Source organism: Pseudomonas sp. (genome assembly GCF_037994325.1).
In the GTDB taxonomy this organism is placed as follows: domain Bacteria; phylum Pseudomonadota; class Gammaproteobacteria; order Pseudomonadales; family Pseudomonadaceae; genus Aquipseudomonas.
In genome coordinates this window covers 1-25,244 of the sequence record NZ_JBBNAH010000566.1, presented here as the reverse complement: position 1 = coordinate 25,244, position 25,244 = coordinate 1, and the positions used below count along the sequence as shown (strand labels likewise).

At 59.1% G+C, this 25,244-nt stretch carries 25 protein-coding genes and 1 other RNA gene; 15 read left to right on the top strand and 11 right to left on the bottom strand.

Annotated elements, in window-relative coordinates; translation table 11 throughout:
• Positions 1-271: transcriptional repressor (locus AAAB16_RS19015; RefSeq protein ID WP_340664735.1), on the bottom strand; the 271-nt coding region annotated here is incomplete at its 3' end.
• 97 nt (positions 272-368) lie between these two features.
• Here AAAB16_RS19015 and AAAB16_RS19010 point away from each other — a divergent pair.
• The gene (locus AAAB16_RS19010) at positions 369-884 is read left to right on the top strand and encodes an outer membrane protein assembly factor BamE (RefSeq protein WP_110616983.1); all 516 of its coding nucleotides are present in this window, start codon (positions 369-371) and stop codon (positions 882-884) included.
• Positions 885-985: 101 nt separating this feature from the next.
• Here AAAB16_RS19010 and AAAB16_RS19005 read toward each other — a convergent pair whose 3' ends face one another.
• From AAAB16_RS19005 to AAAB16_RS18995, 3 genes are read right to left on the bottom strand one after another with little or no spacing between them, the layout of a single operon-like run.
• On the bottom strand, positions 986-1,291 hold the full coding sequence (locus AAAB16_RS19005) for an RnfH family protein (RefSeq protein ID WP_340664734.1): 306 nt from the start codon (positions 1,289-1,291) through the stop codon (positions 986-988).
• On the bottom strand, positions 1,284-1,718 hold the full coding sequence (locus AAAB16_RS19000; protein ID WP_110616985.1) for a type II toxin-antitoxin system RatA family toxin: 435 nt from the start codon (positions 1,716-1,718) through the stop codon (positions 1,284-1,286). Before AAAB16_RS19000 ends, AAAB16_RS19005 begins: the two co-directional genes overlap by 8 nt.
• A 7-nt stretch (positions 1,719-1,725) precedes the next feature.
• A complete protein-coding gene (locus tag AAAB16_RS18995) occupies positions 1,726-3,129 on the bottom strand; it encodes a sodium-dependent transporter (RefSeq protein WP_340664733.1) in 1,404 nt (467 codons plus the stop codon).
• A 180-nt stretch (positions 3,130-3,309) separates the two neighbouring features.
• On the opposite strand from AAAB16_RS18995, the gene smpB reads away from it, so the two are divergent.
• Complete coding sequence (gene smpB, locus AAAB16_RS18990) at positions 3,310-3,792, top strand: SsrA-binding protein SmpB (protein WP_110617146.1); 483 nt, start codon at positions 3,310-3,312, stop codon at positions 3,790-3,792.
• Positions 3,793-3,867: 75 nt separating this feature from the next.
• On the opposite strand, the gene AAAB16_RS18985 is transcribed toward smpB, so the two are convergent.
• Positions 3,868-4,635, bottom strand: coding sequence for a GntR family transcriptional regulator (locus AAAB16_RS18985; protein WP_340664732.1), 768 nt, complete (start codon positions 4,633-4,635; stop codon positions 3,868-3,870).
• A gap of 268 nt (positions 4,636-4,903) precedes the next feature.
• Here AAAB16_RS18985 and AAAB16_RS18980 point away from each other — a divergent pair, with 268 nt between their 5' ends.
• From AAAB16_RS18980 to AAAB16_RS18965, 4 genes are all read left to right on the top strand, one after another.
• Positions 4,904-6,595, top strand: a complete 1,692-nt coding sequence (locus AAAB16_RS18980) for a lactate permease LctP family transporter (RefSeq protein WP_340664731.1) — start codon at positions 4,904-4,906, stop codon at positions 6,593-6,595.
• A 93-nt stretch (positions 6,596-6,688) separates the two neighbouring features.
• Positions 6,689-7,858 (top strand): FMN-dependent L-lactate dehydrogenase LldD, encoded by a 1,170-nt coding sequence (gene lldD / locus AAAB16_RS18975; RefSeq protein ID WP_340664730.1) that lies wholly within the window; start codon positions 6,689-6,691, stop codon positions 7,856-7,858.
• Between the two features lie 60 nt (positions 7,859-7,918).
• A complete protein-coding gene (locus AAAB16_RS18970) occupies positions 7,919-10,741 on the top strand; it encodes an FAD-binding and (Fe-S)-binding domain-containing protein (protein WP_340664729.1) in 2,823 nt (940 codons plus the stop codon).
• A gap of 293 nt (positions 10,742-11,034) precedes the next feature.
• The gene (locus AAAB16_RS18965) at positions 11,035-11,331 is read left to right on the top strand and encodes a hypothetical protein (protein WP_340664728.1); all 297 of its coding nucleotides are present in this window, start codon (positions 11,035-11,037) and stop codon (positions 11,329-11,331) included.
• Positions 11,332-11,405: 74 nt separating this feature from the next.
• Here AAAB16_RS18965 and AAAB16_RS18960 read toward each other — a convergent pair whose 3' ends face one another.
• Positions 11,406-14,330: an ATP-binding protein gene (locus tag AAAB16_RS18960; protein ID WP_340664727.1), complete on the bottom strand. Its 2,925-nt coding sequence runs from the start codon at positions 14,328-14,330 to the stop codon at positions 11,406-11,408.
• A gap of 154 nt (positions 14,331-14,484) precedes the next feature.
• Here AAAB16_RS18960 and ssrA point away from each other — a divergent pair.
• The 4 genes from ssrA to AAAB16_RS18940 all read left to right on the top strand — a co-directional run bounded on the left by ssrA (position 14,485) and on the right by AAAB16_RS18940 (position 16,198).
• Positions 14,485-14,872: a transfer-messenger RNA gene (gene ssrA, locus AAAB16_RS18955) on the top strand.
• Between the two features lie 98 nt (positions 14,873-14,970).
• Complete coding sequence (locus tag AAAB16_RS18950) at positions 14,971-15,594, top strand: hypothetical protein (protein WP_340664726.1); 624 nt, start codon at positions 14,971-14,973, stop codon at positions 15,592-15,594.
• A 68-nt stretch (positions 15,595-15,662) separates the two neighbouring features.
• Positions 15,663-15,899 carry a hypothetical protein gene (locus AAAB16_RS18945; RefSeq protein ID WP_340664725.1) on the top strand — a complete coding sequence of 79 codons (237 nt, stop codon included), beginning with the start codon at positions 15,663-15,665 and terminating at the stop codon, positions 15,897-15,899.
• A 74-nt stretch (positions 15,900-15,973) separates the two neighbouring features.
• Positions 15,974-16,198: a transcriptional regulator gene (locus tag AAAB16_RS18940; RefSeq protein ID WP_340664724.1), complete on the top strand. Its 225-nt coding sequence runs from the start codon at positions 15,974-15,976 to the stop codon at positions 16,196-16,198.
• Positions 16,199-17,030: 832 nt separating this feature from the next.
• Here AAAB16_RS18940 and AAAB16_RS18935 read toward each other — a convergent pair.
• Entirely contained in the window at positions 17,031-17,912 is an 882-nt protein-coding gene (locus tag AAAB16_RS18935) for a LysR family transcriptional regulator (protein ID WP_340664723.1), read from the bottom strand.
• A gap of 101 nt (positions 17,913-18,013) precedes the next feature.
• On the opposite strand from AAAB16_RS18935, the gene AAAB16_RS18930 reads away from it, so the two are divergent.
• The 5 genes from AAAB16_RS18930 (at position 18,014) to AAAB16_RS18910 (ending at position 21,443) form a co-directional block, all read left to right on the top strand.
• Positions 18,014-19,075, top strand: a complete 1,062-nt coding sequence (locus tag AAAB16_RS18930) for an alkene reductase (RefSeq protein ID WP_340664722.1) — start codon at positions 18,014-18,016, stop codon at positions 19,073-19,075.
• A 10-nt stretch (positions 19,076-19,085) separates the two neighbouring features.
• On the top strand, positions 19,086-19,922 hold the full coding sequence (locus AAAB16_RS18925; protein WP_340664721.1) for a pirin-like C-terminal cupin domain-containing protein: 837 nt from the start codon (positions 19,086-19,088) through the stop codon (positions 19,920-19,922).
• A gap of 63 nt (positions 19,923-19,985) precedes the next feature.
• Entirely contained in the window at positions 19,986-20,570 is a 585-nt protein-coding gene (locus AAAB16_RS18920) for an isochorismatase family protein (protein ID WP_340664720.1), read from the top strand.
• A gap of 86 nt (positions 20,571-20,656) precedes the next feature.
• Entirely contained in the window at positions 20,657-20,953 is a 297-nt protein-coding gene (locus tag AAAB16_RS18915) for a LysR family transcriptional regulator (RefSeq protein WP_340664719.1), read from the top strand.
• A gap of 88 nt (positions 20,954-21,041) precedes the next feature.
• Positions 21,042-21,443, top strand: a complete 402-nt coding sequence (locus AAAB16_RS18910; RefSeq protein ID WP_340664718.1) for a YkvA family protein — start codon at positions 21,042-21,044, stop codon at positions 21,441-21,443.
• 34 nt (positions 21,444-21,477) lie between these two features.
• Here AAAB16_RS18910 and AAAB16_RS18905 read toward each other — a convergent pair whose 3' ends face one another.
• The 4 genes from AAAB16_RS18905 to AAAB16_RS18890 form a co-directional block, all read right to left on the bottom strand.
• The gene (locus tag AAAB16_RS18905) at positions 21,478-22,347 is read right to left on the bottom strand and encodes a universal stress protein (RefSeq protein ID WP_340664717.1); all 870 of its coding nucleotides are present in this window, start codon (positions 22,345-22,347) and stop codon (positions 21,478-21,480) included.
• Positions 22,348-22,386: 39 nt separating this feature from the next.
• On the bottom strand, positions 22,387-23,070 hold the full coding sequence (locus AAAB16_RS18900) for a hypothetical protein (RefSeq protein WP_340664716.1): 684 nt from the start codon (positions 23,068-23,070) through the stop codon (positions 22,387-22,389).
• A gap of 16 nt (positions 23,071-23,086) precedes the next feature.
• Positions 23,087-24,730 (bottom strand): hypothetical protein, encoded by a 1,644-nt coding sequence (locus AAAB16_RS18895; RefSeq protein ID WP_340664715.1) that lies wholly within the window; start codon positions 24,728-24,730, stop codon positions 23,087-23,089.
• A 26-nt stretch (positions 24,731-24,756) separates the two neighbouring features.
• The coding region (locus tag AAAB16_RS18890) for an MFS transporter (protein ID WP_340664714.1) at positions 24,757-25,244 on the bottom strand (488 nt) is incomplete at its 5' end.

Here is a 25,244-nt window from a genome sequence, read left to right as displayed (position 1 = left end):
CCATATGGTCGTGGTGGCCGCCGTCGGCCAGCTCGAACACGGCATGGCCGCCATCGAAGTTATGACGCACCACGAGACCAGCGGCTTCGAACTGAGTCAGAACACGGTAGACCGTGGCCAAACCAACATCCTCGCCAGCCTCCATCAGTGCCTTGTAGACATCTTCCGCACTCATATGGCGCTGCTCTGCAGAGTCGAGCATTTGCAGAATCTTGACCCGCGGCAGGGTCACTTTCAGGCCAGCTTTACGTAGTTCGCTATTTTCTACCATGGTCAGCTTTCTCGTGGTTGCTGCTTCGCAGCTCCCTTCAATGCAGGTATGATCGGTGGCCAAATTGCCCAGCCAAGATAGTGGAAGTCTCCCACCGATGCAAAACACCAAGCTCTTGCTGACTAGCCTCACCTTTGTGGGCTTACTCGCACTCGCCGGCTGTTCATTCCCCGGGGTTTATAAAATCGACATCCAGCAGGGCAATGTCGTGACGCAGGACATGATAGACCAGTTGCGCCCTGGAATGACCAGACGGCAAGTGCGGTTTATCATGGGCAACCCCATGATCACCGACACCTTCCACGCCAATCGCTGGGACTATCTGTACAGCATTCAGCCGGGCGGCCGTCAGCGTTTGCAGGAACGCGTGAGCATTCTCTTTGATGCCAACGACCAACTGGCCGGCCTGTCTGGCGACTTTATGCCGGGCGTGAGCCGCGACCAGGAAATCCTCGGCCCGGATGGCGCACCACAAGCGCAGCCGCAGGAAGAAAAAGCCAAACCAGAAGAGCCAGCCAAACCCGGTTCGCTGCTGGAAAAAATCCAGAAGGACGTCGACGTGGAAACCGTACCGGTGCCAACGCCAACACCGCTGGAAACCTCGCCGCAGTAATTACCTGCGGCGCGAAACGAAAAAGCCCGGACATGTCCGGGCTTTTTTATGGCTTTTCGCTTAATCAGCGCTGTCAACGTAGGGTATGCGCACCGCACACCCTACGCGCGGTTAGCCGCGGCCTTCGCCGCGCGCTGTTTGCGCACCTCTTTAGGATCGGCAATCAGCGGGCGGTAGATTTCCACCCGATCACCTTCTTCCAGCACTCGCGTCGACGGGTCGCTGAGCGCCTTGCCAAAAATCCCCAGCGGGCAATTCTGGCTATCTAATTCTGCGAACTCCGCCGCCAGACCAGAAAGCGCCGCCGCTTGCCGCGCCGTAGTGCCAACCGGCACCTGCAAACTCACCAAGCGCTGATCTGTCGCCAATGCATAAGCGACCTCCACCGCGATCAGCGAATCAGCCATACAGCTGCTTGGCCCGCTGACAGAACGCATCCACCAAGGTATTGGCCGCTTGATTGAACAATGGCCCCAAGGTCGCGCGCACCAGTTGCCCGGAGTATTCAAAGGACAGATCGAGACTGATCTTGCAGGCCTTGTCCGTCAGTGCTTTGAATTGCCATACGCCATGAAGCTCGGTGAACGGCCCCTCCTCCAGGTTCATCACGATGCTCTGCCCCGGGACCAAGGTATTGCAGGTGACAAACGTCTGGCTAAGTCCCGCTTTGGCCACTTCCAGGCTCGCGCGCATCAATATGTTGGTTTCCTCGATTACCGTGGTCGACGAGCACCAGGGCAAAAACTCGGGGTAACTCGCCACGTCGTTGACCAGGTCATAAAGAGCCTGCGCCGGATACGGCAGCAAAGCAGAGCGTTGAATATGGGTGGTCATGCAGTTCTCACTTCAATAGCTGCGCGGCAAACACAATGAGGATACCCAGCGGCGCAACATAGCGCATAAGAAAGAAGGTTACGGCAAACAGGCTGGCATTGCGCATGGCCAGTTCGTCGCGCACCGCCTCGCGGCCCATCACCCAACTGGCGAACACCACAAAGGTCAGTGCACCCAGGGGCAACATGATGCGCGAGGTGAAGAAATCGATCACGCCGAATAGGTCCAGCCCACCCGTCGCGCCCCATTGATAAAGCTGGAAAGCGCCGCCTTCGCTGACAAAGAACTTGGCCTCTTTCCAGATATTGAATGAGAACACCGTGCCCAGCCCGACAAACCAGCAGATAAACGCTAGCGCGGCAGTGACCCAGAGACGGCTGACTTTAGTGCGCTCCACCAGGTAAGCGACCATCGGTTCCAGCAATGAAATCGCCGAACTCCACGCCGCCACGGCGACCAGGACAAAAAACACCACGCCCATTAGTTGGCCGAAAGCGACGTTGCCAAAGGCCAACGGCAAGGTCACAAACATCAGGCCTGGTCCCTCGCTGGCGTTCAAGCCAGCAGAGAACACGATAGGAAACAGCGCCAAACCGGCGAGAAGTGAAACAAAGGTATCCAGTAGCGCAACCGCCACCACCGTGCCGGCAATCGAGGAACTCTTCGGCATATACGCGCCGTAAATCAGGATCGAACCGACGCCGACGCTAAGCGAAAAAAACGCATGGCCCATCGCCGGCAACAGGCCGTCCAGCAGGCGCGAGGTGTCGAGGTTAAACATAAAATGCACACCGGCCATAAAGTACCCGGTGGTCAGGCTGTAGCCCAACAGAATCAGCAGCAGTACAAACAGCAGCGGCATCATGATGCGCAAGCTGCGCTCCAGGCCGGCTACCACGCCACGGGCAATTACCCACGCGGACAGCAGCATAAACAGCGTATGCCAGAGAATCAGCCGCCAAGGGTCGCTGACCATATCGGCGAAATAACGCCCGGCCTGTTCAGCACCAATGCCCTGAAAATCGCCACGCCCAAGGTCGACGATATAGTCCAGCGACCAACCGCCCACCACGCTGTAAAAAGACAGAATCAACAGCGCGGTGATCATCCCGGCAAAAGCGGCCCACGACCACTTGTGCGAATGCGCCGCGTCCAGCGCCAACTCACGCAGCGCATTGGCCGGACTTTGCCGAGAACGGCGGCCAATCAAGGTTTCGGCCAGCATCACCGGCAAACCAAGCAAGGCGATGCACAGCAGAAACATCAGCACAAAGGCCCCGCCACCGTAAACGCCGGTCATATAGGGGAACTTCCAGATGCTGCCCAAGCCCACGGCCGAACCGGTGGCCGCGAGGATAAATACCCAGCGGCTGGCCCATGAGCCGTGAATTGAAACCTTGTCGCCTGCCATGAAAAGTCTGCCTAGCCGAAGAGCCGCCAAAGAGTAGGCCGGCAAAAAGAGGCGCGCATTGTCCGAGATTCACCCAACCCTCTCAAGCCTTTGCGCCCTCCCCCACCTGCCAAGCGCTGCGCTAAGAAAAGCACCGCGCCTGTCGCCAGCGCCAACACTACTGCCTATAATGCCGCGCCTATGGCCAAGCAAAAAAAACACCCCGAGGGCACCATTGCCCAAAACAAGAAAGCCCGTCACGACTACTTCATCGAACATAAATTCGAAGCAGGTATGGTGCTCGCGGGCTGGGAAGTCAAAAGCCTGCGCGCAGGTAAAGCCCAGTTAGTCGACAGCTACGTACTGCTGAAAAACGACGAAGCCTGGCTGATCGGCGCGCACATCGCGCCGCTTACCGCCGCCAGCACCCACGTCATCGCCGACCCGGTGCGCACCCGCAAGCTGCTGCTGAACAAGCGTGAAATCGAAAAGATCACCAGCTCCGTACAGCAGAAAGGTTTTGCCTGTGTGGCGCTCTCCATCTACTGGAAAGCGCACCTGATCAAAATCGAGATTGGTCTGGGTAAAGGCAAGAAGGAATACGACAAACGCCACACCGAGCGTGAGCGCGACTCCGACCGTGAATTGCAGCGTGCCGTGCGTACCAAAGGCAAGGATGACTGATGTGCCCGTAGGGTGTGCTGAGCGCACCTTGCGTATGCCGATAAAAACGCAAGGTGCGCACAGCGCACCCTACGGTTAGAGTCCCTGCCGTCTCTCAGCCCGCGCTACGCGTTGGGCTTCTTGTAGGCCTTCGGCCAATACCTCTTGAACGTAGTGAATATGCCGGTTGGAAATCTCCCGGGCGTCTTCCGCTCGGCCGTCTATAATCGCGTGGTACAGCTCGCCGTGCTGCTGCATCAGCATTTTGCGCGTCTCGCTGCGTAGCGCGTACATGCCGCCGATGTTGGTCACCACGTTGCGTTTCAGCAGGTCAAACAAGCCGCGAATGGTGTGCAGCAACACCGCGTTGTGGCTGGCTTCGGCAATCGCCAAGTGGAAACGTGCATCGGCCGCCCCCTCCTCCGTGCGGCTGACTTTGCCCTCGCTGGCATAGCAGCTTTGCAGTGCTTCAAAGGCTTCACGCAGGCGCTGGTGATCCAACTCAGTGGCACGCTGAGCAGCGTAGAAGGCGCAGGAACCTTCCAGGGTGTGGCGGAATTCCAAGAGGTCGCGCTGGGCTTCGGGGTTGCTTTCCAATAGGTGCAGCAGCGGATCGCTAAAGGTCGAGCCCAATGACTCAGCGACATAATTACCACCGCCCTGGCGACTGACCAAAAGGCCTTTGGCCGCCAACTTCTGGATGGCCTCGCGCAACGAAGGACGGGAAACCCCGAACTGCTCCGCCAGCGCCCGCTCGGCAGGCAGCCGCTCGCCAGCCTTTAACGTGCCCTCGAGAATCATGCGCTCCAGCTGCGTGACGATATCGTCCGACAAGCGGCGCTGCTGTATATGCCCGAACCCCATGCCTCTCTCCACCCCTGCTCAACGTGCGCGCAGCCTACCGACCGCGCCTGCTTTGCGACAACAACTACTGCTTGCGCTACCAAAGTCGTAGCTCAGGAAATTGACAGCATCCGTGTAGGGCTTTTACCCTGAGCCGTCGAATTTGTAAATTGGTAATACCAATTTACCCGACACACAAGTTGAGCACGCCACGACGACGCCACAAGCACCCACCTGAGCGGACTCAATACCCAGGCACACCCAACAATAATCAGGGAGCCAACCCACGATGCAAACCTGGCAGCAGCTATATACCCCTCTGGGCAGCCTTGGGCTGTCCGCCCTGGCGGCCGTTATTCCTATCGTTTTCTTCTTTCTTGCCCTGGCCGTGTTTCGCCTGAAAGGCCACGTCGCCGGCAGCATCACCTTGGCCCTGTCCATCGTGATCGCCATCGTCGCGTTCAAGATGCCAGCCGATATGGCCTTTGCCGCAGCAGGCTATGGCTTTATGTATGGCCTGTGGCCAATTGCCTGGATCATCGTCGCGGCGGTTTTCCTCTACAAACTGACGGTAAAAAGCGGCCAGTTTGAGATTATTCGCAGCTCGGTTTTATCGGTTACCGATGACCAACGCCTGCAAGTGCTGCTGATTGGTTTTGCCTTCGGTGCGTTCCTGGAAGGCGCCGCAGGTTTCGGTGCGCCCGTGGCGATTACCGCCGCGCTGTTGGTCGGCCTTGGCTTTAATCCGCTGTATGCCGCTGGCCTGTGCCTGATCGCCAACACGGCGCCGGTCGCGTTTGGTGCCTTGGGTATTCCGATCATTGTTGCCGGCCAAGTGACGGGCATCGACGCCTTTAAAATCGGCGCCATGGCCGGCCGCCAACTGCCGCTGCTGTCGGTGATCGTGCCGTTCTGGCTGGTGGCGATGATGGATGGCTGGCGTGGCATCAAGGAAACCTGGCCCGCCGCGCTGGTGGCAGGTTTGTCCTTTGCCATTACCCAGTACTTCACCTCCAACTTTATTGGTCCGGAACTGCCGGACATCACCTCGGCGCTGGTCAGCCTGGTGTGTCTCACTCTGTTCCTCAAAGTCTGGCAGCCACGTCGCAGCGCCAATGCGCAGATTGCCGGTGCCAGCGGTGGCTCGGCTGTGGCCAGCGCGGGCGGCTTCGGTCAGCCGCGCACCACCCTCGCTTCGCCTTACAGCCTGGGCGAGATTTTCAAAGCCTGGTCGCCGTTCCTGATTCTCACCGTACTGGTGACCATCTGGACACTAAAACCCTTTAAGGCAATGTTCGCTGCCGGCGGCGCGATGTACAGCACGGTGTTTAACTTTGCCATTCCGCACCTTGATCAATTAGTGATCAAAACTGCGCCCATCGTTACCGCGCCAACCGCCATCCCGGCGATCTTCAAGCTTGACCCGATCTCGGCCACCGGTACGGCGATTTTCTTTGCTGCGCTGATCTCCATGCTGATCCTCAAGATCAACCTTAAAACTGGTCTGACCACTTTTAAAGAGACGTTGTATGAGCTGCGCTGGCCGATCCTGTCCATCGGCATGGTGCTGGCCTTCGCCTTTGTCACCAACTACTCCGGCATGTCCTCGACCATGGCCTTGGTGTTGGCTGGCACTGGCGCGGCGTTCCCGTTCTTCTCGCCATTTCTGGGTTGGCTGGGTGTGTTCCTCACCGGTTCGGATACCTCCTCGAACGCGCTGTTCAGCTCACTGCAGGCCACCACCGCGCACCAGATCGGGGTTAACGACACCCTGTTGGTGGCGGCCAATACCAGCGGTGGTGTGACCGGCAAGATGATCTCGCCGCAATCGATTGCCGTGGCCTGCGCCGCGACCGGCTTGGTCGGCAAAGAGTCGGACCTGTTCCGCTTCACCCTCAAGCACAGCCTGATCTTCGCCGCCTTTGTCGGCCTGATCACCCTGGCGCAAGCCTATTGGCTCACCGGCATGCTCGTGCACTAAGCAGCCTTGGCCCCGGTGCTGCCGGGGCTGAACTAGACAGGCGAGGCCATGGCCTCGCGTTTCTATTTAAACGGTTCAATTCAAAGGTGCCTCATGATCATCTCTGCCTCCACCGACTACCGCGCCGCCGCCCAACGCAAGCTGCCGCCGTTCCTGTTTCACTACATCGACGGCGGCGCCTACGCCGAGTACACCCTGCGCCGTAATGTCGACGACCTGGCCAGCATAGCCCTGCGCCAGCGCGTACTGCGCAATATGTCTGAGCTAAGCCTGGAAACCCGCCTGTTCAATGAAACCCTGGCCATGCCCATCGCCTTGGCACCGGTTGGTTTGACCGGCATGTACGCCCGCCGCGGCGAGGTGCAGGCGGCCAAGGCCGCGGCGGGCAAAGGCATTCCCTTTACCCTGTCGACCGTTTCGGTCTGCCCGATTGAAGAAGTGGCGCCGGCCATCGACCGGCCCATGTGGTTCCAGCTCTATGTGCTGAAGGACCGCGGCTTTATGAAAAACGCCCTGGAGCGGGCCAAGGCCGCCGGCGTCACCACCCTGGTATTTACCGTCGACATGCCAGTGCCCGGCGCCCGTTACCGCGACGCGCACTCGGGTATGAGCGGTGCCAACGCCGCCATGCGCCGCATGCTGCAAGCCATGACCCACCCCAGCTGGGCGCTGGATGTTGGCCTGCTTGGCCGCCCGCACGACTTGGGCAACATCTCCGCGTACCGGGGTAACCCCACCGGGCTTGCCGACTATATTGGCTGGCTGGGCGCTAACTTCGACCCGTCGATTTCCTGGAAAGATTTAGAGTGGATTCGCGACTACTGGCAGGGTCCGATGGTGATCAAGGGCATTCTTGATCCGGAAGATGCCAAGGACGCGGTGAAGTTTGGTGCCGACGGCATCGTCGTCTCCAACCATGGTGGCCGTCAGTTGGACGGCGTGCTCTCCAGCGCCCGTGCCCTGCCGGCGATTGCCGACGCGGTAAAAGGCGACTTGGCGATTCTGGCCGACTCCGGCATTCGCAACGGCCTGGACGTGGTGCGCATGCTTGCCCTTGGCGCCGACACCGTGATGCTCGGCCGCGCCTTTGTGTACGCGCTGGCCGCCGCCGGAGGCGCGGGGGTGAGCAACTTGCTGGACCTGTTTGAAAAAGAAATGCGCGTGGCCATGGTGTTAACTGGGGCGAAAACCATTGCCGAGATCAGCACCGACTCATTGGTGCGCGAAATCGGTAAAGCGCAGGTTGAGCAGTACCAGCAGTAACGCCGAAATAGCCTGATGAGGCCGCTTGGGCGGCCCGAAAAAACAGCTCCAGGAGTGACCATGAGCCTGCCCGCCGCCTTTCTCGCCGCCGTCGAACAGCTAATTCCAAAGCAACGACGTTTCGACGACCCGCTGTCGACCCTGGCCTTCGGCACCGACGCCAGTTTCTACCGCCTGATTCCGAAATTGGTGGTGCGGGTGGAAAGCGAAGCCGAGGTGGTGCAGTTGCTCAAATTGGCCCACGCCGAACAGGTGCCGGTGACCTTTCGTGCGGCCGGCACCAGCTTGTCTGGCCAAGCCATTAGCGATTCGGTGCTGATCGTATTGGGCGATAACTGGAATGGCCGTGAGATCCGCGCCAATGGCGGGCAAATTCGTCTGCAACCGGGGGTAATTGGTGCTCAAGCCAATGCTTGGCTAGCGCCCTTTGGCCGCAAGATTGGTCCTGATCCGGCATCGATCAATGCCTGCAAAATCGGCGGCATCGTCGCCAACAACGCCAGCGGTATGTGCTGCGGCACGGCGCAAAACACCTATCACACCCTGGCTGGCATGCGCCTGGTATTGGCCGATGGCACGGCCCTAGATAGCGAAGACCCGCACAGTGTTGCCGCCTTCCAAGCCAGCCACGGCCAGTTGCTTGAGAAGTTGGCCGAGCTAGGCCGCAGCACCCGCGCCAATAGCGAATTGGCGGCCAAGATTCGGCATAAATACCGTCTGAAAAACACCACCGGTTTGTCCCTCAATGCGCTGGTGGATTACGACCAGCCGCTGGATATCCTCACCCACTTGTTGGTGGGCTCGGAGGGCACGCTCGGTTTTATCAGTGCGGTCACGTACGACACTGTGGTCGACCACCCGCACAAAGCCTCGGCACTGATTGTGTTCAGCGATGTAGCGAGCTGCTGCAACGCCGTTACCGTGCTGAAAAGCCAACCGGTATCTGCCGTCGAACTGCTCGACCGCCGTAGCCTGCGCTCGGTGGAAAACAAAGCCGGCATGCCGGCCTTCGTGCGTCAACTTTCGGATGATGCCTGTGCATTGCTGATCGAATCCCGCGCGGCCAGCGACAGCTTGCTGCACGAGCAACTGGGTTTGATCATGACCGCGCTGGCCGGTTTCCCGGTGGAAAAACAGGTCGACTTCAGTACCGACCCCAAGGTGTACAACCAACTGTGGGCAATCCGTAAAGACACCTTTCCCGCCGTCGGCGCGGTGCGTCAGACCGGTACCACGGTGATCATCGAAGACGTGACCTTTCCGGTGGAGCACCTGGCTATTGGCGTTAACCGCCTGATCGCCCTGTTCGACAAGCACCGCTACGACGAGGCGATCCTGTTCGGCCATGCCCTGGAAGGCAATCTGCACTTTGTCTTTACCCAGGCCTTTGACACGCCCGAGCAGGTCGCCCGCTATTCGGCGTTTATGGACGACGTGGCGCAATTAGTCGCCGTGGAATTTGGCGGTTCGCTTAAAGCCGAGCACGGCACCGGGCGCAATATGGCGCCCTTCGTGGAGCTGGAGTGGGGCAGCGACGCCTATCAACTGATGTGGCAACTGAAACGCCTGCTCGACCCGCGCGGCATCCTTAACCCCGATGTGGTGCTGAGCGAAGACCCACAGGTACACCTGAAAAATCTTAAACCGCTGCCAGCAGCGGACGAGATTGTGGATAAGTGCATTGAGTGCGGTTTTTGTGAGCCGGTATGCCCGTCCAAGGGGCTGACCCTGAGCCCACGGCAGCGCATCGTGATCTGGCGCGATATTCAGGCCAAGCAGCGCGCCGGCATCGACACCACTGAACTCGAGCGCGACTACCAGTACCAGGGCGTCGATACCTGCGCGGCCACCGGTTTGTGTGCGCAGCGTTGCCCGGTGGGCATCAACACCGGCGAACTGGTGAAAAAACTGCGCGCCCGGAATGCCGATCAAGGCAAAGCGGCTGGCTGGCTGGCGCGTAATTTTCATACGGCGCTACAAGGTGCGCGCTTTACGCTGCATGTCGCCAACGGCGCGCGGATGATGCTCGGGGCGCCGCGTTTGGCGAAGATTTCTGCGGCACTCAGCAAGGCCTCACAACAGCGCGCACCGCAGTGGAACGCCGCCATGCCGCAGCCGGAAAGCGCCATCCGCTTGCAGCCACCGGCGGACGATCAACGCCCGCGCGTGGTCTACCTGGCCGCCTGCGTATCACGCGTGATGGGCCCCGCTGCTGGCGACCGCGAGCAGCAGTCGCTCCTGGGTAAAACCAAAGGCTTGCTGGAAAAAGCCGGTTACCAAGTGGTGTTCCCCGACAACCTCGACAACCTCTGCTGCGGCCAACCATTTGCCTCCAAAGGCTATAACGAGCAAGCCGAAGCCAAGCGCCAGGAACTGATCGGCGCCCTGCTGCACGCCAGCCGTGGCGGCATCGACCCAATCTACTGCGACACCAGCCCGTGCACCCTGCGTCTGGTGCAAGACCTCGGCGAACCACGCCTGGACCTGTATGACCCGGTACGGTTTATTCGCACCCACCTGGTCGACAAGCTCGACTTCACCGCTCAGGAAGCGCCCATCGCCGTGCACGTTACCTGCAGCACCCAACACCTGGGCGAAAGCCAGGCACTCATCGACCTGGCGCGTCTGTGCAGCAAAGAAGTGGTGATTCCGGAAGGGATTCATTGCTGTGGGTTTGCCGGCGATAAAGGCTTTACCACGCCAGAACTCAACGCCCATTCCCTGCGCAGCCTGAAAGACGCCGTGCAATATTGCGACGAAGGCATCTCCACCAGCCGCACCTGCGAGATTGGCCTGAGCCAACATGGCGGCATTGATTACCACGGCTTGGTTTATCTGGTGGATCGGGTTACGCAGCCACGGCAAGCGGTCTCCGCCACCTAGGGGCCCCGCGCAGCAGACGGTTTGCGCGTTTACCCCTGGTGCGCACAGCACACCCTACGCAAGCCAGCGCTCCACCGCGCGGGAGCGGCGTTACTGTTGTGGGGTTTGCTGCGCACGCCGTGCATGCGCAAAACAGTTGCTGGGGAAAAAACACTGAACCGCTGCGCTTTCGGGTCAGTCCTTTGTATACGCCCGCTTATTCAGGCGGGTTTGTATATCTCGCCCCTCACGGTTCCGCGAGCCCCATCCCGGGGATCTGGACGAGAACCGCAGCCATGCGAAGGAGATTCACCATGAAGCGCACCAACCTGCTCTACCCAGCGGCAATGTTGTCCGTAGCTCTGATGGCATCACCTGTGTTCGCCGCCGATTTGTGCGACGCCAATCTGCAAAAAATCAAAGACACCCTGACCACCGATGCAGCAACGCTCCCCGAGTCGACCAAGACCGAAGTGGAAAAGCTGCAGACCACCGCCGAACAGGCGAAGGCTGCCGGTGACGAGAAAAAATGCGTTGAGACTTCCGCTCAGGCGGTACAACGCCTTGAGTCGCCAAGCACTGAAGGTAGCGGTAAAGGTAGCGGCAGCTAACGGCTGTTCTGCCAAGACAGAAAGCCGGCATCACGCCGGCTTTTTCTTGCCTGCTGCTAACGGCTGAGTGCCCATCAATGGCGGTCGATGACCACCACATCCGTCAGCAACTTCATCGCCAATTGCCGCAGCTGCTGCAGGTCGATGGGTTTGGCCAGACAGGCCTGGGCACCTCGGCGCACGGCGTCGGCAAACACCTCGTCATCCGCTGCCGCGCTTACAACCAGCACCGGCACTTCGCTCAAGTGCGGGGTACGCCGCAGCATGTCGAGAATATGCAGGCCGTCGCCATCGGGCAGATCGAGATCGAGTAACACCAGGTCCGGAACAAAGCTCTCCAGCAGCGCATACGCCCGCTGAATCGATGCCGCGCCGCGTACATCGGCCAGCTCACGCAATCCCTCTTGCAACACTCGCATGCACGCCGGGTGATCTTCCACACAAAGCACCGACGCCAATTCCCTTGCTGGCTCAGCGTCGGCGACAGGGGCCTCACTGGCATCAGGCGCTGCGGCGCTCGGCAGGTCAATCCAGAAGCGACTGCCGATACCAGGTGTACTCAAGAAGCCCAGTTCGCCATCCATCAACTCCGCCAACTCACGACTCAACACCAGGCCGATACCAGCACCGGGGATGGTCGAGTTTTCCCAACCTAGACGCTGAAATGGCTGAAACAGCCGCGTCTGTTGTTCTGCGGTAAGGCCTGGGCCGGTGTCTTGCACCCATAAGCGAATACCGCTTGAGCGCACTTCGTAACCCAAGCTGACCATGCCCTGTGGCGTGTTGTACTTGATCGCATTGGAGAGCAAATTCAGCAGCACCTGCCGGACCCGTCGCACGTCTGCCCAGACAAACATGCCCGGCTGTTCGGACGCCATCACCTGCAATTGCTGACCACGCTGCAACGCTTCTGGCAGCACCAGCTCGGCACAGCTTCGCAGCAGATCGGCCACATCCACCGAGGAAAATTGCAATTGCTGGCGGCGGCTTTCGATACTGGAGAGGTCGAGGATGTCTTCCACCAACGCGGTCAAATGGCGGCTGGCGTTGACAATCTCGCGGGCGTAATCGGCTTGCTGTTCACCGCCGGGTTGTTCCTGCGCATCCAGCTCAATCAACTGGGCAAAGCCATAAATCGCGTTTAACGGCGTGCGCAATTCATGGCTCATGCTCGACAGAAAACGGCTCTTGGCCTGACTGGCTTCCTGCGCTTCCAGGCTGGCGCGACGCAGATCTTCCTGCACCTGCTTAAGGCCGGAGATGTCCACGTGGGTACCGGCCACCCGCAACGCGCGGCCTTTGCTATCGCGCTCGAGCACCTTGCCGCGGCTCAGCAGCCAGACGTAATGGCCATCGGCATCGGCAAAGCGGTACTGGGCTTCAAAGGTGTCTTCAGTGCTGTCGGCAAAACCAAAGCGCAACTGGCGCAAACGATCAACGTCGTCCGGGTGCACACGCTGATTGAACTCAGCAAAGGTCAGGCACTGAATATTCAGGCCATAGCGCTTAACCCCACGACCGCGCACGGTAATGGTCATGCTGCGCGCCTCGACTTCCCAAAGGCTCTCGGTAGTACTTTCCAGCACCAGCTCCAATTGGCTTTGCGCCTTATGGCGTTCGTCTTCGCTGGCCTGCAACTGCTGCCCGGTTTGCTGCGCAGCCTCGGCCATATAGGCCAACTCGTCGATCTCGATTTCGCCCGACTTCGGTTCAAAATTACCCTTGCCCAGCTCGCCCATCATGGCGACCACATCGGCCATCGGCTTAGCCAACTTGGCCGTTAGCAAGCGCGAACGCCGCCACATCCAGGCAAAGAACAACAGGTAGAAAAACACCAGACCGGCAATCAGCAGATAGCCGATCTGCTGATAACGCGCCGCCAGGTTATTGGTGGCCTGAAAGATATTGGCCTCATCCACCACCACCAGCAAACGCCAGCCGGTTTGCGGAATCTCACTCCACGCCACCAGCTGTTTACGCCCCCCCAGCAACACCTCTTTTACCTCGCTGCGGCTGGCGGTCATGGCCTGTAACAGCGGCTGCAAATCGCGGCGGTCCTTGAGGTCGAAGTCATCGGGCTTCAACACCTCACGGCGCACGGCTTCGGCATAGCTGTAGTCGGTCAACTCATTGAGGCCGAAATCCTGCTCACCGGCGGCGGGCAAAGCGATCACTTTTTGATCCCGGCTGACCAACACCGCATAGCCATGCCAAGGCACCTGCAGGTTATTAATCTCGCTGACCATCTGCCCCACGGTGATATCCAGTCCCACCACACCTTCGAGGAAATCATTACGGTACACCGGCGCAATCGCCGACATCATCCAGCCCTGGCCGGCGGGGTCCAGATAAACGTCTGTCCACACCACCTTGCGCGCGGGGTTGTGCTTGGCGTCGGCCAGGTAATAAAAGTTGTAGTCGGGGATCACCATGTCGTGGGCATAGCGATCGGGGGTCATAAAAAATGGATAGATGCGGTTGTAGCTGTCCCAGCCATTGAAATACAGCGCCGACACCAGCGGGTTAGCATCGCGGATCCAGCGCATCAGCGGATCGACGCGGGACAGGCGCAGGGCTTTGTCGTGATCCTGTTTCTCCACCGGCGTAGCGTTGGAATAAAACGACGCCGCGCGGCCATCATCACGGTGGGTGTAATGCACGCCATCGGGCGTTACCGAATAGCGTGAATGCTCCAGAGCGTCGGGGTGATAGGTCATATCGCTCAGGGCGCGCGTAGTTGCCGCCTGATAAACCTTGGTCTGCGCCTCCAACCCCTCCAAGCGCCGGCCGATAATTTCGCCTTCACGCTGCACCGTGCCGGTCAGATCCTGAGCGGCACGCTGCTGCAAATAATCCAACTGGGTATCGCGGATGGCCGTATTGGTCAGCAAATACACAGCAATCAGCACCGACTCCACCAGCACCAGGGGAATCAAAGCACTTTGCAAAAATGCGCGCCAAATCCATTGGCGCAAGGGGTAACGCGGTGTACGCGGCATAGGGCAGGTCTCAAGAATATCTGCACGTTACTACAGAACGCTTTTGAGCCTAATCATATAGCCTGTTAACGAGCATGACGTATGGCAACGCGGTCGACGGATCGGAACCTTTGCCGTACACTTCCGGTCCCAACCGTGTACCACGGTAGGTTTTGGGGCCGATTAGGATTCGACGCCGGTTACAAAACTTGAGGGGCATGCCGAGTTGGTAACAGAACTCGTAAATCCACTGTTGCAAAACTCTATAATTGCCAATGATGACAATTACGGTGCCCAACTAGCTGCGTAAGCAGCCTAGTCGCACTTCTGGTAGCTTCGGCTCCAGCAATCATGAGGGGATGTCTGTAAACCCAAAATGATTGTCATATAGAACAGAATCGCCGCGTAGTACGTTGTGGACGAAGTGGCTAAAACTTACACAACTCGCCCAAAGCACCCTGCCCGTCGGGCGGCTGAGGGTTAACTCAATAGACACGGCTAAGCATGTAGAACCGACAGCAGCGGACTGGCGGACGGGGGTTCAAATCCCCCCGGCTCCACCAAACAAGCCCCTGATTTTCCTAGTGAAATTCAGGGGTTTTTTATTGGGTGTCGAAAAATAGTCGATACTTAATGAAAAGGACTCAAGGAAGGGCGAGCGATGACGGAATTCATAGCAAAGATCACGCAGAACAAGCTAATCGCTTGGCCTATCGCCGTGGTTTTAGCGCTAGGCGCATTTGCCGGTGCGATGAACGAGATTATTAGCTTTATCAACCAAGAATTTTGGCGGTCTGAAAACTGGCTTCTCAAGAGCTACAGCGCGCTAACCGACTGGCTCACAGTGGCAGTGCCCATCCCGCTATGGGTTCTTGTACCGACAGCGGTGTTAGCTATGGCTTGGATGGTGTTCTTACGCAAAGAAATATCAGAAGCGAGAAGCCAATCAGAGCAACTGAAAGGAGAAATAGAGAGCTTAAGAAACCCCGAAGAACCGTCGCCTGATAGCACACAAGAAAGAGTCCTTTTTTGGGCAGTGCTGTTGTATGACATGAAAACATCAGGAGAGGGAGCGCCACCCTCTCAGATTTCAGAGAAGGCGGATATCGAGCTAACCATCGTAGAGGCTGCGCTGGACGAGCTGAAAAACCAAGGACTAGTGCAACGGAAAAAATACAGAGAGGAGCCTGTCACGCTGACCCAAAAAGGACGAAAGTTCATCAGCCAGGGAGAGCCACTGCGTAGGTATTCATCATTCCGTATTCGGGTATCACAACATATCTAGACCTCTTGAAAAGTTAAACAGACTGGTGGGCCGAAACGGATAGCGTCTGTAAGGTGATCCGGAGCTAGATGCGCATAACGCATACCGTTGAGCGTGATATTCAGGCTGCTGCAATTGTCATTTTGAAGCTGCGTGACGGGTGCAAATGGCTAGACGCAGTTGCGGATGCCTCCTTACACCTAAAGATCAGCGAAAGCACTGTAAACCGTGCGTGTGACGAATACCGCGATGCGCTTGAGTTGCTGCCAGATGCCACGCTGAAGCAGACCACAGATATCCCCGATATCTCGACTAACTCACCATAACCTCATTTATGGTGAGTTAGTGCCTATGAACGCCCTACATAAGCTGCGCCCCACATCCACACGGAGGCGCTCAGATGCACCCACATCACCCCACAATCGACCAAGCCCTAATCCCACAAACCGAGGTCTGCAAAGTCATTGGTCAGACCCGCTCGGGCCTGGATAAGCTGCGCAAGAAAGACCCGACCTTTCCGAAGCCCATCAAATTCAGCGATAGCCGCCAAGCTACGGCCTACTACGTGATCGCTGAGCTGAACACCTGGCTCGCCACCAAAATCAAGGAGCGGGACGCGGAGTAGTCTGCGTCCACGATCAGGCTAGAGCTCACCAAGTGGCCTATCTCCTAGAGATTCTCGTGAAACGAGGCGACGAAGTTTCTATTGAAAATGGTCTCCTCATCATTCGCCCAGACAGCGGAATACCTATTGACGATAAGGACTCTCTTCGCCCCCTCAATATCTCTGCTGCAGAAATCCGCAAGCTGTTTGAGCCGGACAACGTACGGACAATCCCCGGACAAACAACGGACAACTTCCGGACAAGAATGCCGGACAAGAATCTGGCTCGAGGCCAGAGAGAACGCGGAACACAGTCGAATTCGGCTACGGGTGCGGAAAAGCGCGGTAAAGCGGTAACGAGTAGGTGCGGGTACACGGTAGACCGAACATACACACCCTCGCCCAAAAGGCCTGAAGACCAAACGACTGAAGAGTGGCTGGCGGCACGTTTCCCTCCCGAAGATGACGCGGCGACAAACTCCATTCGGTAGATACCAACGGAACAATTTAGTAGCGCACGCCTAACCGCTAGACAGATAGGAACAACACATACGCGGTGGAACGAGGCCAATGCCCACTGGGCATAGTTCACTACGTGCTCCTCATCAAAGCTGGCGTGGAAGGATGAGGAGATGAAACCCGGCCTGTGTCGCACCCACCGTTCAACCTCGCCTGCGATGGCCTCAATCAGTGCAAGCTGCTTGTCGGCGGGCACGTCAAAGCGCACTACCTGGGTGAAGGTGTCATCTTCAGCAATCTTCGCCATGGTTTGTCCTCGAAGTCGACTTGTCCTGCTGTTGAACAGAAGACAGGCGCGAAGCGCGGAAGGTTTATCTTTTGTCCGGCTGCTGCATTAATCCCCTTCCAGATTCGCCTTCAAAAACTCGATAAATCGCTGTGTCTTGGCCGGCAATAATCGCGTTTCGGTCAATGCGTAAACCGGCACCGGCGAGGCCTGCCATTGGGGCAGTATTTTGCGCAGCTCGCCATTGGCGATGGCCTGCGCGGCTAGGCCGTCGGGCAGCAAAGCGATGCCCATATCCAGGGTGGCCATGCGACGGATCATGCCCATGCTGTTGAATTCAAACCGCCCGCCTACCTCGAGTTCCTCACGGCCTTGTGCGCCGGATAGCGACCAGCGATTGCCTTGCGCGCCTCGCATACGCAGGCATTCATGCTGGGTCAGGTCGGAGGGCGTTTGCGGTTCGCCGTTCATTTCCAAATAGCGCGGCGAGGCGAACAGATAGCGGCGCAGGCTGGCCAGCTTGCGCGCGATCAGATTGGAGGTGGCTGGCTCGCCCATGCGAATCACTACATCGACAGGCTCGCTGATCAAGTCGACCTGGCGGGGCGTCAAATCGAAGTCAAAGGTGATGCCGGGGTACATCTGGGCGAACTCGGCTATCAGCGGCGCCAGGTAGATATTGGCGAAATCTACCGGTATCGAGGCCCGTAGCAAGCCGCTGGGCCGGGCGAGCATTTCGCCCAGTTGTTCGTGGGCCAGCCGCGCCTCATCGACGATGCGTTTGCAGCGATCAAAGTACAGCTGCCCCGCCTCGGTCAGCTCGATTTTTCGGGTGGTGCGGTTGAGCAGGCGCAGCCCGATCTGTTTTTCCAGCCCGCTGATGCGCCGCGACAGAGTGGAATTGGGCATGCCCAGTGCTTCTGCTGCTTTGCGGAAGCTGCGCAGCTTTACCACCTCGACGAATAGCGCCATGTCGTTCAGATACTCCACGCCTATTGCTCCATCAGTGGATCAGTCATTTCAATTTCGACGGATTTATCCCGCCGCTGGATTGGTCGACTATAGCGCCATCACTCACGAGGAGCACCCACATGACTTCGCTTTTCTCCACCGTCCAGATCGGCCGCTACACCCTCGCCAACCGCATGGTGATGGCGCCCATGACCCGCTCCCGCGCCGACGATGCCGGCGTGCCCAGCGACCTGGTAGCGACCTATTACGCACAACGTTCCAGCGCCGGCCTGATCATTACCGAAGGCGTGTTTCCCAGCGCGTTGGGCAAGGGTTATGTACGCACCCCAGGCATTGAAACCGATGAACAGATCGCGGCCTGGAAGCAGGTCACCGAGGCCGTGCACGCCAAGGGCGGGCGAATCTTTATGCAACTGATGCATTGCGGCCGGGTTTCGCACCCGTCGCTGCTGCCTGAAGGTGCACAGCCGCAAGCGCCGTCGGCGATCAAAGCTGCCGGGCAAACCTGGACCGCTACCGGCCTGCATGACTTTGTCACCCCGCACGCCATGAGCGTGGCCGAGATCGCAGCGGTGATCGAGGACTACCGCGGTGCAGCACGACGCGCCATTGAGGCGGGTTTTGACGGCGTGGAGTTGCACACCGCGTCGGGTTATCTGCCCGAGCAGTTCCTTTCCACCGGCAGTAACCAGCGTGACGACCAGTACGGCGGCTCGGTAGAAAACCGCGCGCGCTTCGTGCTCGACGTGTTGGCGGCCATGGTGCAGGAAGTCGGCGGCGACCGCGTGGGCATCAAGATCTCGCCGGAGATGAATTTCAACGACATCAGCGATGCCAACCCGCAGGAGACCTACACCTACCTGGTCGGACAATTGTCGGGCCTGAACCTGGCCTATCTGCATGTAGCGCTGTTTGGTGCCAAGGTGGATTACCACGCTGTGCTGCGCCCGTTGTTCAACGGTGCCTATCTGGTGGGCGGCGGCTTGAACAAGGAGGCCGCCCAGGCCTTGCTCTCTGAGGGCCGTGCCGATGCCGCCGTATTTGGCAGCACCTTCCTGGCCAACCCGGACCTGCCGGAGCGCTTCAAACTCGACGCCGGCCTCAACACGCCGAACAAGGACACTTTCTACTCGCCGGGCGCCGAGGGGTACATCGACTACCCCACCGTGCAAGGCGCCTGAGGCCATCGCCATGACAGCCATCGCACGTTTGCAACGGATGAACCACGGCAGCCAGTTCAGGGCCTTCAACCTGCGGGGCGATCCGCACGCCAGCCCTATCGATCCGTTCCTGGGCATCGATCACGCGTGGATCAGCGGGCCCACATTTCCCCCACATCCGCACGCCGGCTTTGCGGCAGTCTCCTACCTGTTTCTCGATTCGGAAACCGGTATCGACAACCGCGATGCCTTGGGCAACCGCAACCTGATTCAGCCTGGCGGTATGCACTGGACGGTGGCGGGCAGCGGTGTGGTGCATGAAGAGGTGCCCGCTGAACCGGGCAAGACCGTGCACATGCTACAGATCTTTATCAACTTGCCGGTGGCGCGGCAGGCCGATGCGCCCTTTGCGCTGAGCCTGGAAACGCAGGACGTGCCGGTGGTTCAGGTGGAGGGGGCAACGGTGCGGGTGCCGCTGGGCAGCTTTGCCGGGGTGCGCTCTGCGCTGTCGCCGCCTACCGAAGTGAGCATGCTGGACATCTCGCTTCAGGCTGGAGCCGAACTGACAGTGCCCGTGGCGCACGGCCATGTGGCCTTTGTCATGCCGATTGATGGCGACGTGGCGATTGATGGCCAAGACTTCAATCTTGCAGGGCAAACACTGCCGGTGAATCTGCCGCAGGGCGAGGACCGTGTTATCACCCTGCACTCGCCTCGTGGCAACGCCAATGTGGTGGTGTTTTCCGGCCGGCCTCTGAACCAACCGGTGTTTTGGCAAGGGCCGCTGGCCCTGGCCTCTTCCCAGGCGTTGGCGAGCGCCATTGCCGCCTACCAGCGCGGCGAATTTGGCACCCTCGACGCCAATTGAGCAAAACCCGTTGTCCAGACTCCGGGGCGCCAACGCCCCGGCTATCACGCTAGGAGAACCATCATGCCGTATGAAAAATTCAGTGCTGACAATGCCGCCCTGCTGTTGATCGACCACCAGGTGGGCACCATGGGCTGGGTTACATCCATCCCCTACGAGGAGCTCAAGCGCAACGCGCTGATGCTGGCTCAAACTGCAGCCATTCTGAAGATCCCCACCGTGCTGACCGCCAGCATGGAAGAACACGCCCAGGGCCCGCTGCTGAGCGAGCTGAAAGACATTCTGCCGACCGAGTACGAAGGTCGCATCAAACGCCTGGGCATTGTGAATGCCATGGAAGACGAGCATTTCGCTGCAGCGGTAAAGGCCACCGGCCGCAAGAAAATCATCATTGCCGGCGTGACCAACGACGTGTGCACCGTGTACCCGGCGCTCACCCTGGTGCGTGAGGGGTATGAGGTTCAGGTGGTTGCCGATGCTGGGGGTTCACCTACTGACCGGGCCGATGACATTGCCCTGCGGCGAATGGAAAAAGGTGGCGTCACCCTCACCAGCACCAACCAGGTGATCGCCGAACTGGCCGGCAGCTGGGCGAGCCCGGAAGGCGGCCAACTGGTGCAACTGATCGTGGGCGCCATTGGCGGCTAAGCAGGTTCTGGCGCTGGCCAATCCGCGGATTGTGCTGGCGCTAGTCTTGAATCCTTTACTACGAAGTTCGGTTACTCGAGGTAGGTATGATCGGCGAAGCAGGTCTGATCGGTTTCGACCTGAATCTGATGGTGGTGTTTCTCACCGTGTACCAGCAGCGCAGTGTGTCCAGAGCAGCCGCCTGCCTGAACGTGGGGCAGCCTGCGGTGAGCGGGTCACTGGCGCGGTTGCGCAGCAGGTTCGATGACCCGCTGTTTATCCGCCATGGCAGAGGTATCGCGCCTAGCGCGAAAGCTGAACAGATAGCGGATCGACTCGCGCCCCTGCTACAGGACATCGAGGAGCTACTTTCCAGCAACATGGCACGTGTTCCACTGAGGTAATCGTGGTGCGCTCAGTACCGGATTACCCTTTCCAGCAATCACCCAATCCTGCTACCGATAGCGAAGGGTAACTCATGGGATCTGCATTGTGGCCAATCTGATTGCCCGCCTGAAGCACTGGGCCAAGCGTCTCAAGACCAGCCTTGTGCTGCTCTGGCTTTGCTGTCGCGACCCGGCCATGCCGTGGCTACCGAAAGTAATTGCCCTGGCGACCCTGGCTTACGCGGCAAGCCCGATCGACCTTATCCCCGACTTTATCCCGATAGTGGGCTTTTTGGACGATGTGCTGCTGTTGCCCCTGGGCATTGCCTTGGCGATTCGCCTTACGCCTCCTGCCTTGTTGGCGCAGTGGCGACCACAGGCCGAAACGATGGCGGGCAAACGCTTGCCGCTCAAAGGTGGCTGGTTGATGGCAGTGGCGGTGGTAACAAGTTGGCTGGCGCTGTGCTGGCTGCTCTGGGCGGCAGGCTCGCAGCACTTTTCGGGGTAATAAAGACGCCGCGAAGTGGCTGCCAACTGTGCATCTAACCCAGCAAATGCCTGACTTTCTCTGCCATCTCTCTCATCACATCGCCAGGCTTGATAACCAACACATCGCACTCCAGCACATCCAGAATCTTTTCCGCGGTATTGCCCAGTAACGAAGCAGAAAGACCGGTACGCCCGACACTGCCAATCACGGTCAGACCCACTTTCAGTTTATTGGCCACGTACGGAATGATCGCTTCGGCAGGCCCTTGCATAAGGTGAATGCGGTCGTCATCCAGCAGAAACTCTTCCTGTATCTCGGCCAAGCGGTCTCTGTAGCGTTGCTGAATGGTTTCTTTAAGCTGGAAGACCGGATCGGCCGAGGAAAGCATGGGTGATGGGTGGGCGCACACCACGTGCAAGTTGCACAGGGCCAGCGCGGCAATATCCTGGCTGGCGCTAATGATTCCGGTGTTCAGCGCGCGGTGCTCGCCATCGCTGTTGCCGACATCCACCGCCGCCAACACCGCGCCGCCCTGCCACGGTTTGTCGGTTTTGATCATCAGCACAGGAACCGGGCAGCTTCGCAGCAGTTGCCAGTCGTCCGGGGTGATAAGGGCCCGGCGCAGGACGCTTTCAGGCACATGCTGTTTGATGACGATTTGACAGTTGCGGGCCTGCTGAACAGCGATAACGTCTTTGTGTGGTTTACCCAGCGACATCTGTTGCGAGCTGACGATATAGCCCTCGGTAAACAGCTCATCACGGCAGCGCTTGAGATAGTCACCGGCCTCTTTCTTGTCCGAGCAAATCAGCAGGTGCAGGTGCGATTGGGTGATATCGGCGATCAGCTTGGCATGTTGTATGGCCAGGCTCTGCGGCAACCGTGCATCCAGCACCACTAAAATGTCGTTGATCTCGTTCATTGTTTAACTCCAAGGCCATGTCCATTTCAGCGGGACTATTCAGTGTTGTTGCAACAGCCTGACGGCTCGATAAAAGCTCAGGGGTGTAAGCGGCTTGCCGTCTTTCTGCACAATGCCGGCGCGCTCGTAGTCGATGTTTTCGATAAAGCGGTTGAGTGCCGACAAGGCCTTGGCGGACTTGCCCGGCTCGGCGGCATAGCGGGACCCAAGCACGGCGATTAGCTCGGCTTCGTTCCGCGCGCCAAGGGAGGACGGCCCTGGCGGGCCATACTCGAACACGCCGAAATACGCCTTGGCCAGGTACTGAAAATTCATGTACTCCAGCAAGGTATTGCTATCGGCCAGGGTGGCCGTCACATCGGCATCCACGCGCGCGATGACCAACGCCGATAGTTTTTTCGGCATGGTCCAGGGCATCTCCTGGCCTGCGCGAAAAGAAGTGAGCAACAGCATCAGCTCATTTCTCAGCTCGGCGTAATGGCCGGCCACGACAGCTGTGCTGCCTGGCGGTGCAGTCAGTGCCTGAAGCCTGGCGTTAAGCTCGTCCGCCGAACCCAGTCCATCATTTACATAGACCAGCACATCGCTGGCGACCGCAAAATCCGGCAGCGCCGCGCGTGCTTGAGCAAGCGGCAAAGCGAGCAATCCGATCAACGCATACATCACTAATGTGCAGGTCCTGCGCATGGCTATCCCTTCTTGTTGTTTTGGAACCAACACCACTGCGATCGCACCCCGCTTACTCGCTACCAGGTGCCTGCTCCGGTGGGTTATCGAACGTGCAGGTGTCGGCCCCTTCTGCGCGTCGCGTGCGCTCGGCGGTGTAGTCACCGGCAATCTCGCTGGCAGGCTTGCCGGCCAGCTCCAGAGTGGTATCGGTGACCGCCATCAGCTGGTTGCGCATGCGTTCAAAGTCCACCGCCTGCTCACCAAACGACGGCGCCCAGAGTGACCACGGCCCGGAAATAATCGCGATGGTGGGGATCAGGTTGCCGTGGAAATAGGTGCCGATACCGCCGAAGGAACAGAAGGTCGGCGAGCGCGTGGGGTGCGGCGTGTCTTGGCCGCGCAGCACGGCAACTTTGTCCAGATGGTGGTTTTTGATGGCGTTGACGCTCGCGGTTGTGAGCGCATCGCTCGGGCCGGTGAACCAGGCCATCACCTCCCCCTTGCCGGTCAGCTGCAATTGGCGACCGGGGCCGTCCGTGCGCTCAACCGGCAGAATTTCGCGGGTGCCCAGGTGTTCGACGGCGAAGGCGAACACGGCCTCGCCTTTGTCGTAGTCGCGGTTCACTTCGTCGGCGTATTGGGCGGTACCTTCGCGCGACATATGCAAATGCGCTGAACCAAAGGCGAACTCCAGCGTGCGCGGGCGGCAGGCCAGCGGCAGGCGGGCGAAGTAGTCCGCCACCGCCATCAATCCGGCATTAGCGTTTTCCTGCACCCAGGTGTTGCCGTCGGTGTTGGCGATAAAAATGATCTTCTCTTTGCTCTGCCCCGGCAGCGTCGCAATCAGGTTGCGAGTGCGCGCTTTATCGCTGCTGGCATCGACACCGATGCTGGCCTTGCCGCCCTGCTCCGCCTGGGCTTTGAGCACCAGCGCCTCGTCTACCCCGACATAGGTGGCGGGTACAGTGAAGTGCGTGCCCTGGTGCGGGTCGAAATAGCCTGCCACTTGTGCGCGCGGCACATCGAACGCCACCACCACGCCTGCGGCGCCGGCAATACCGGCGTCAGTGAGAATCTTCGCCAGCTTGCCGTCGGTCCACATAAACGGACGTTTGTAGGCGCTGAACGACTCGCCCCAGAGGTCATCAGTGAAGTAACGCGATACCGCCATCAACCCGGCATAGGGCGGCCCGACTTCGGGCACATCGACAATCACGATCTTGCCCTTGGCGCTGGCCTTGTTGATGTCGCCGGGGTCTTTGAAATACACCAGCTCACCGCTCGCACGCTGGCCATCGGTAGGCAACGAATAGGGCACGGCGCCGGCCACCTTGATGTCCTCCGTGCTGCCATCCGGACGAACCAGCGCCAGGTGCCCTGCTTTTTCCAGGCTTCGACCAACGCCGTCATCGGCCAGCGGGGTGGGCTGCCAGCGTTGGATATCGATGAAGTCTTCCTGGGTGGTAAAGCCGGGCAGCTTGGCGAACTCGCTGGCGATCCAGGAAATATTGTTCTCGTGGGCCTCGCTGCCGGTGCTGCGCAAACCGAAGCCGGCAACGGTCTTGGTCAGCTCGCGCAGGTGCTCGGCGGAGCTGAACAGCGCCGGGTCGACCACCTGCGGGCAAGCGTCGTCAGCCAGAGCAAGCGCGTTACAGCCACTCAGGAGGGAAAAAAGAGCCGCGGTTTTCAGCAGGTAATGAGGGCGAACATTCATTGTTGTTTTCTCGTGCGACGAATGAGTTAGGCCAGCTTGACCTTGAGCATGGAAAGACCGGAGAGGAACGCGAACACCCCAGCAGCGACGAACAGCGACGAGTAGCTGACATGCAGCGCGCCGAGGGCAAATGCGCCGAGCAGGGGCACGACCATCTGCGGCAGGATGGCGGAGGCGCGGTAGATGCCCAGGTCTCTGGCGGCGTTATCGCGGCGCGAGAGCACGGCCGCGACCACGGCGTTTTCCACCGAGGAATACAGGCCCCAAGCGAAACCGCTGAGCACCACGAAGGTCAGGAACAAGGCAAAGCTGGGGGCAACGCCAATCAGCAGAAACACCAGGCCGGCAAAAAAAGAGGCGCCTGCCGAGTACTGTTTTTTGTGGCGCTTGGCGTGCTCGGCGAAGGTCACCCAGATACCGGCCAGCACCGTGGCGATGGCAAAGGTGAGCATGGTGATGGCGACATGCTGAGGAACCTGCTCGGCGGCCACGTCCAGGTTCTGCGCCAGAAAGT

Bases quoted from the DNA above. Each gene is read 5' to 3' on its own strand.
- AAAB16_RS19010 (WP_110616983.1), top strand. From the start codon at position 369: ATGCAAAACACCAAGCTCTTGCTGACTAGCCTCACCTTTGTGGGCTTA.
- AAAB16_RS19005 (WP_340664734.1), bottom strand. From the start codon at position 1,291: ATGGCTGATTCGCTGATCGCGGTGGAGGTCGCTTATGCATTGGCGACA.
- AAAB16_RS19000 (WP_110616985.1), bottom strand. From the start codon at position 1,718: ATGACCACCCATATTCAACGCTCTGCTTTGCTGCCGTATCCGGCGCAG.
- AAAB16_RS18995 (WP_340664733.1), bottom strand. From the start codon at position 3,129: ATGGCAGGCGACAAGGTTTCAATTCACGGCTCATGGGCCAGCCGCTGG.
- smpB (WP_110617146.1), top strand. From the start codon at position 3,310: ATGGCCAAGCAAAAAAAACACCCCGAGGGCACCATTGCCCAAAACAAG.
- AAAB16_RS18985 (WP_340664732.1), bottom strand. From the start codon at position 4,635: ATGGGGTTCGGGCATATACAGCAGCGCCGCTTGTCGGACGATATCGTC.
- AAAB16_RS18980 (WP_340664731.1), top strand. From the start codon at position 4,904: ATGCAAACCTGGCAGCAGCTATATACCCCTCTGGGCAGCCTTGGGCTG.
- lldD (WP_340664730.1), top strand. From the start codon at position 6,689: ATGATCATCTCTGCCTCCACCGACTACCGCGCCGCCGCCCAACGCAAG.
- AAAB16_RS18970 (WP_340664729.1), top strand. From the start codon at position 7,919: ATGAGCCTGCCCGCCGCCTTTCTCGCCGCCGTCGAACAGCTAATTCCA.
- AAAB16_RS18965 (WP_340664728.1), top strand. From the start codon at position 11,035: ATGAAGCGCACCAACCTGCTCTACCCAGCGGCAATGTTGTCCGTAGCT.
- AAAB16_RS18960 (WP_340664727.1), bottom strand. From the start codon at position 14,330: ATGCCGCGTACACCGCGTTACCCCTTGCGCCAATGGATTTGGCGCGCA.
- AAAB16_RS18950 (WP_340664726.1), top strand. From the start codon at position 14,971: ATGACGGAATTCATAGCAAAGATCACGCAGAACAAGCTAATCGCTTGG.
- AAAB16_RS18945 (WP_340664725.1), top strand. From the start codon at position 15,663: ATGCGCATAACGCATACCGTTGAGCGTGATATTCAGGCTGCTGCAATT.
- AAAB16_RS18940 (WP_340664724.1), top strand. From the start codon at position 15,974: ATGCACCCACATCACCCCACAATCGACCAAGCCCTAATCCCACAAACC.
- AAAB16_RS18930 (WP_340664722.1), top strand. From the start codon at position 18,014: ATGACTTCGCTTTTCTCCACCGTCCAGATCGGCCGCTACACCCTCGCC.
- AAAB16_RS18925 (WP_340664721.1), top strand. From the start codon at position 19,086: ATGACAGCCATCGCACGTTTGCAACGGATGAACCACGGCAGCCAGTTC.
- AAAB16_RS18920 (WP_340664720.1), top strand. From the start codon at position 19,986: ATGCCGTATGAAAAATTCAGTGCTGACAATGCCGCCCTGCTGTTGATC.
- AAAB16_RS18915 (WP_340664719.1), top strand. From the start codon at position 20,657: ATGATCGGCGAAGCAGGTCTGATCGGTTTCGACCTGAATCTGATGGTG.
- AAAB16_RS18905 (WP_340664717.1), bottom strand. From the start codon at position 22,347: ATGAACGAGATCAACGACATTTTAGTGGTGCTGGATGCACGGTTGCCG.
- AAAB16_RS18895 (WP_340664715.1), bottom strand. From the start codon at position 24,730: ATGAATGTTCGCCCTCATTACCTGCTGAAAACCGCGGCTCTTTTTTCC.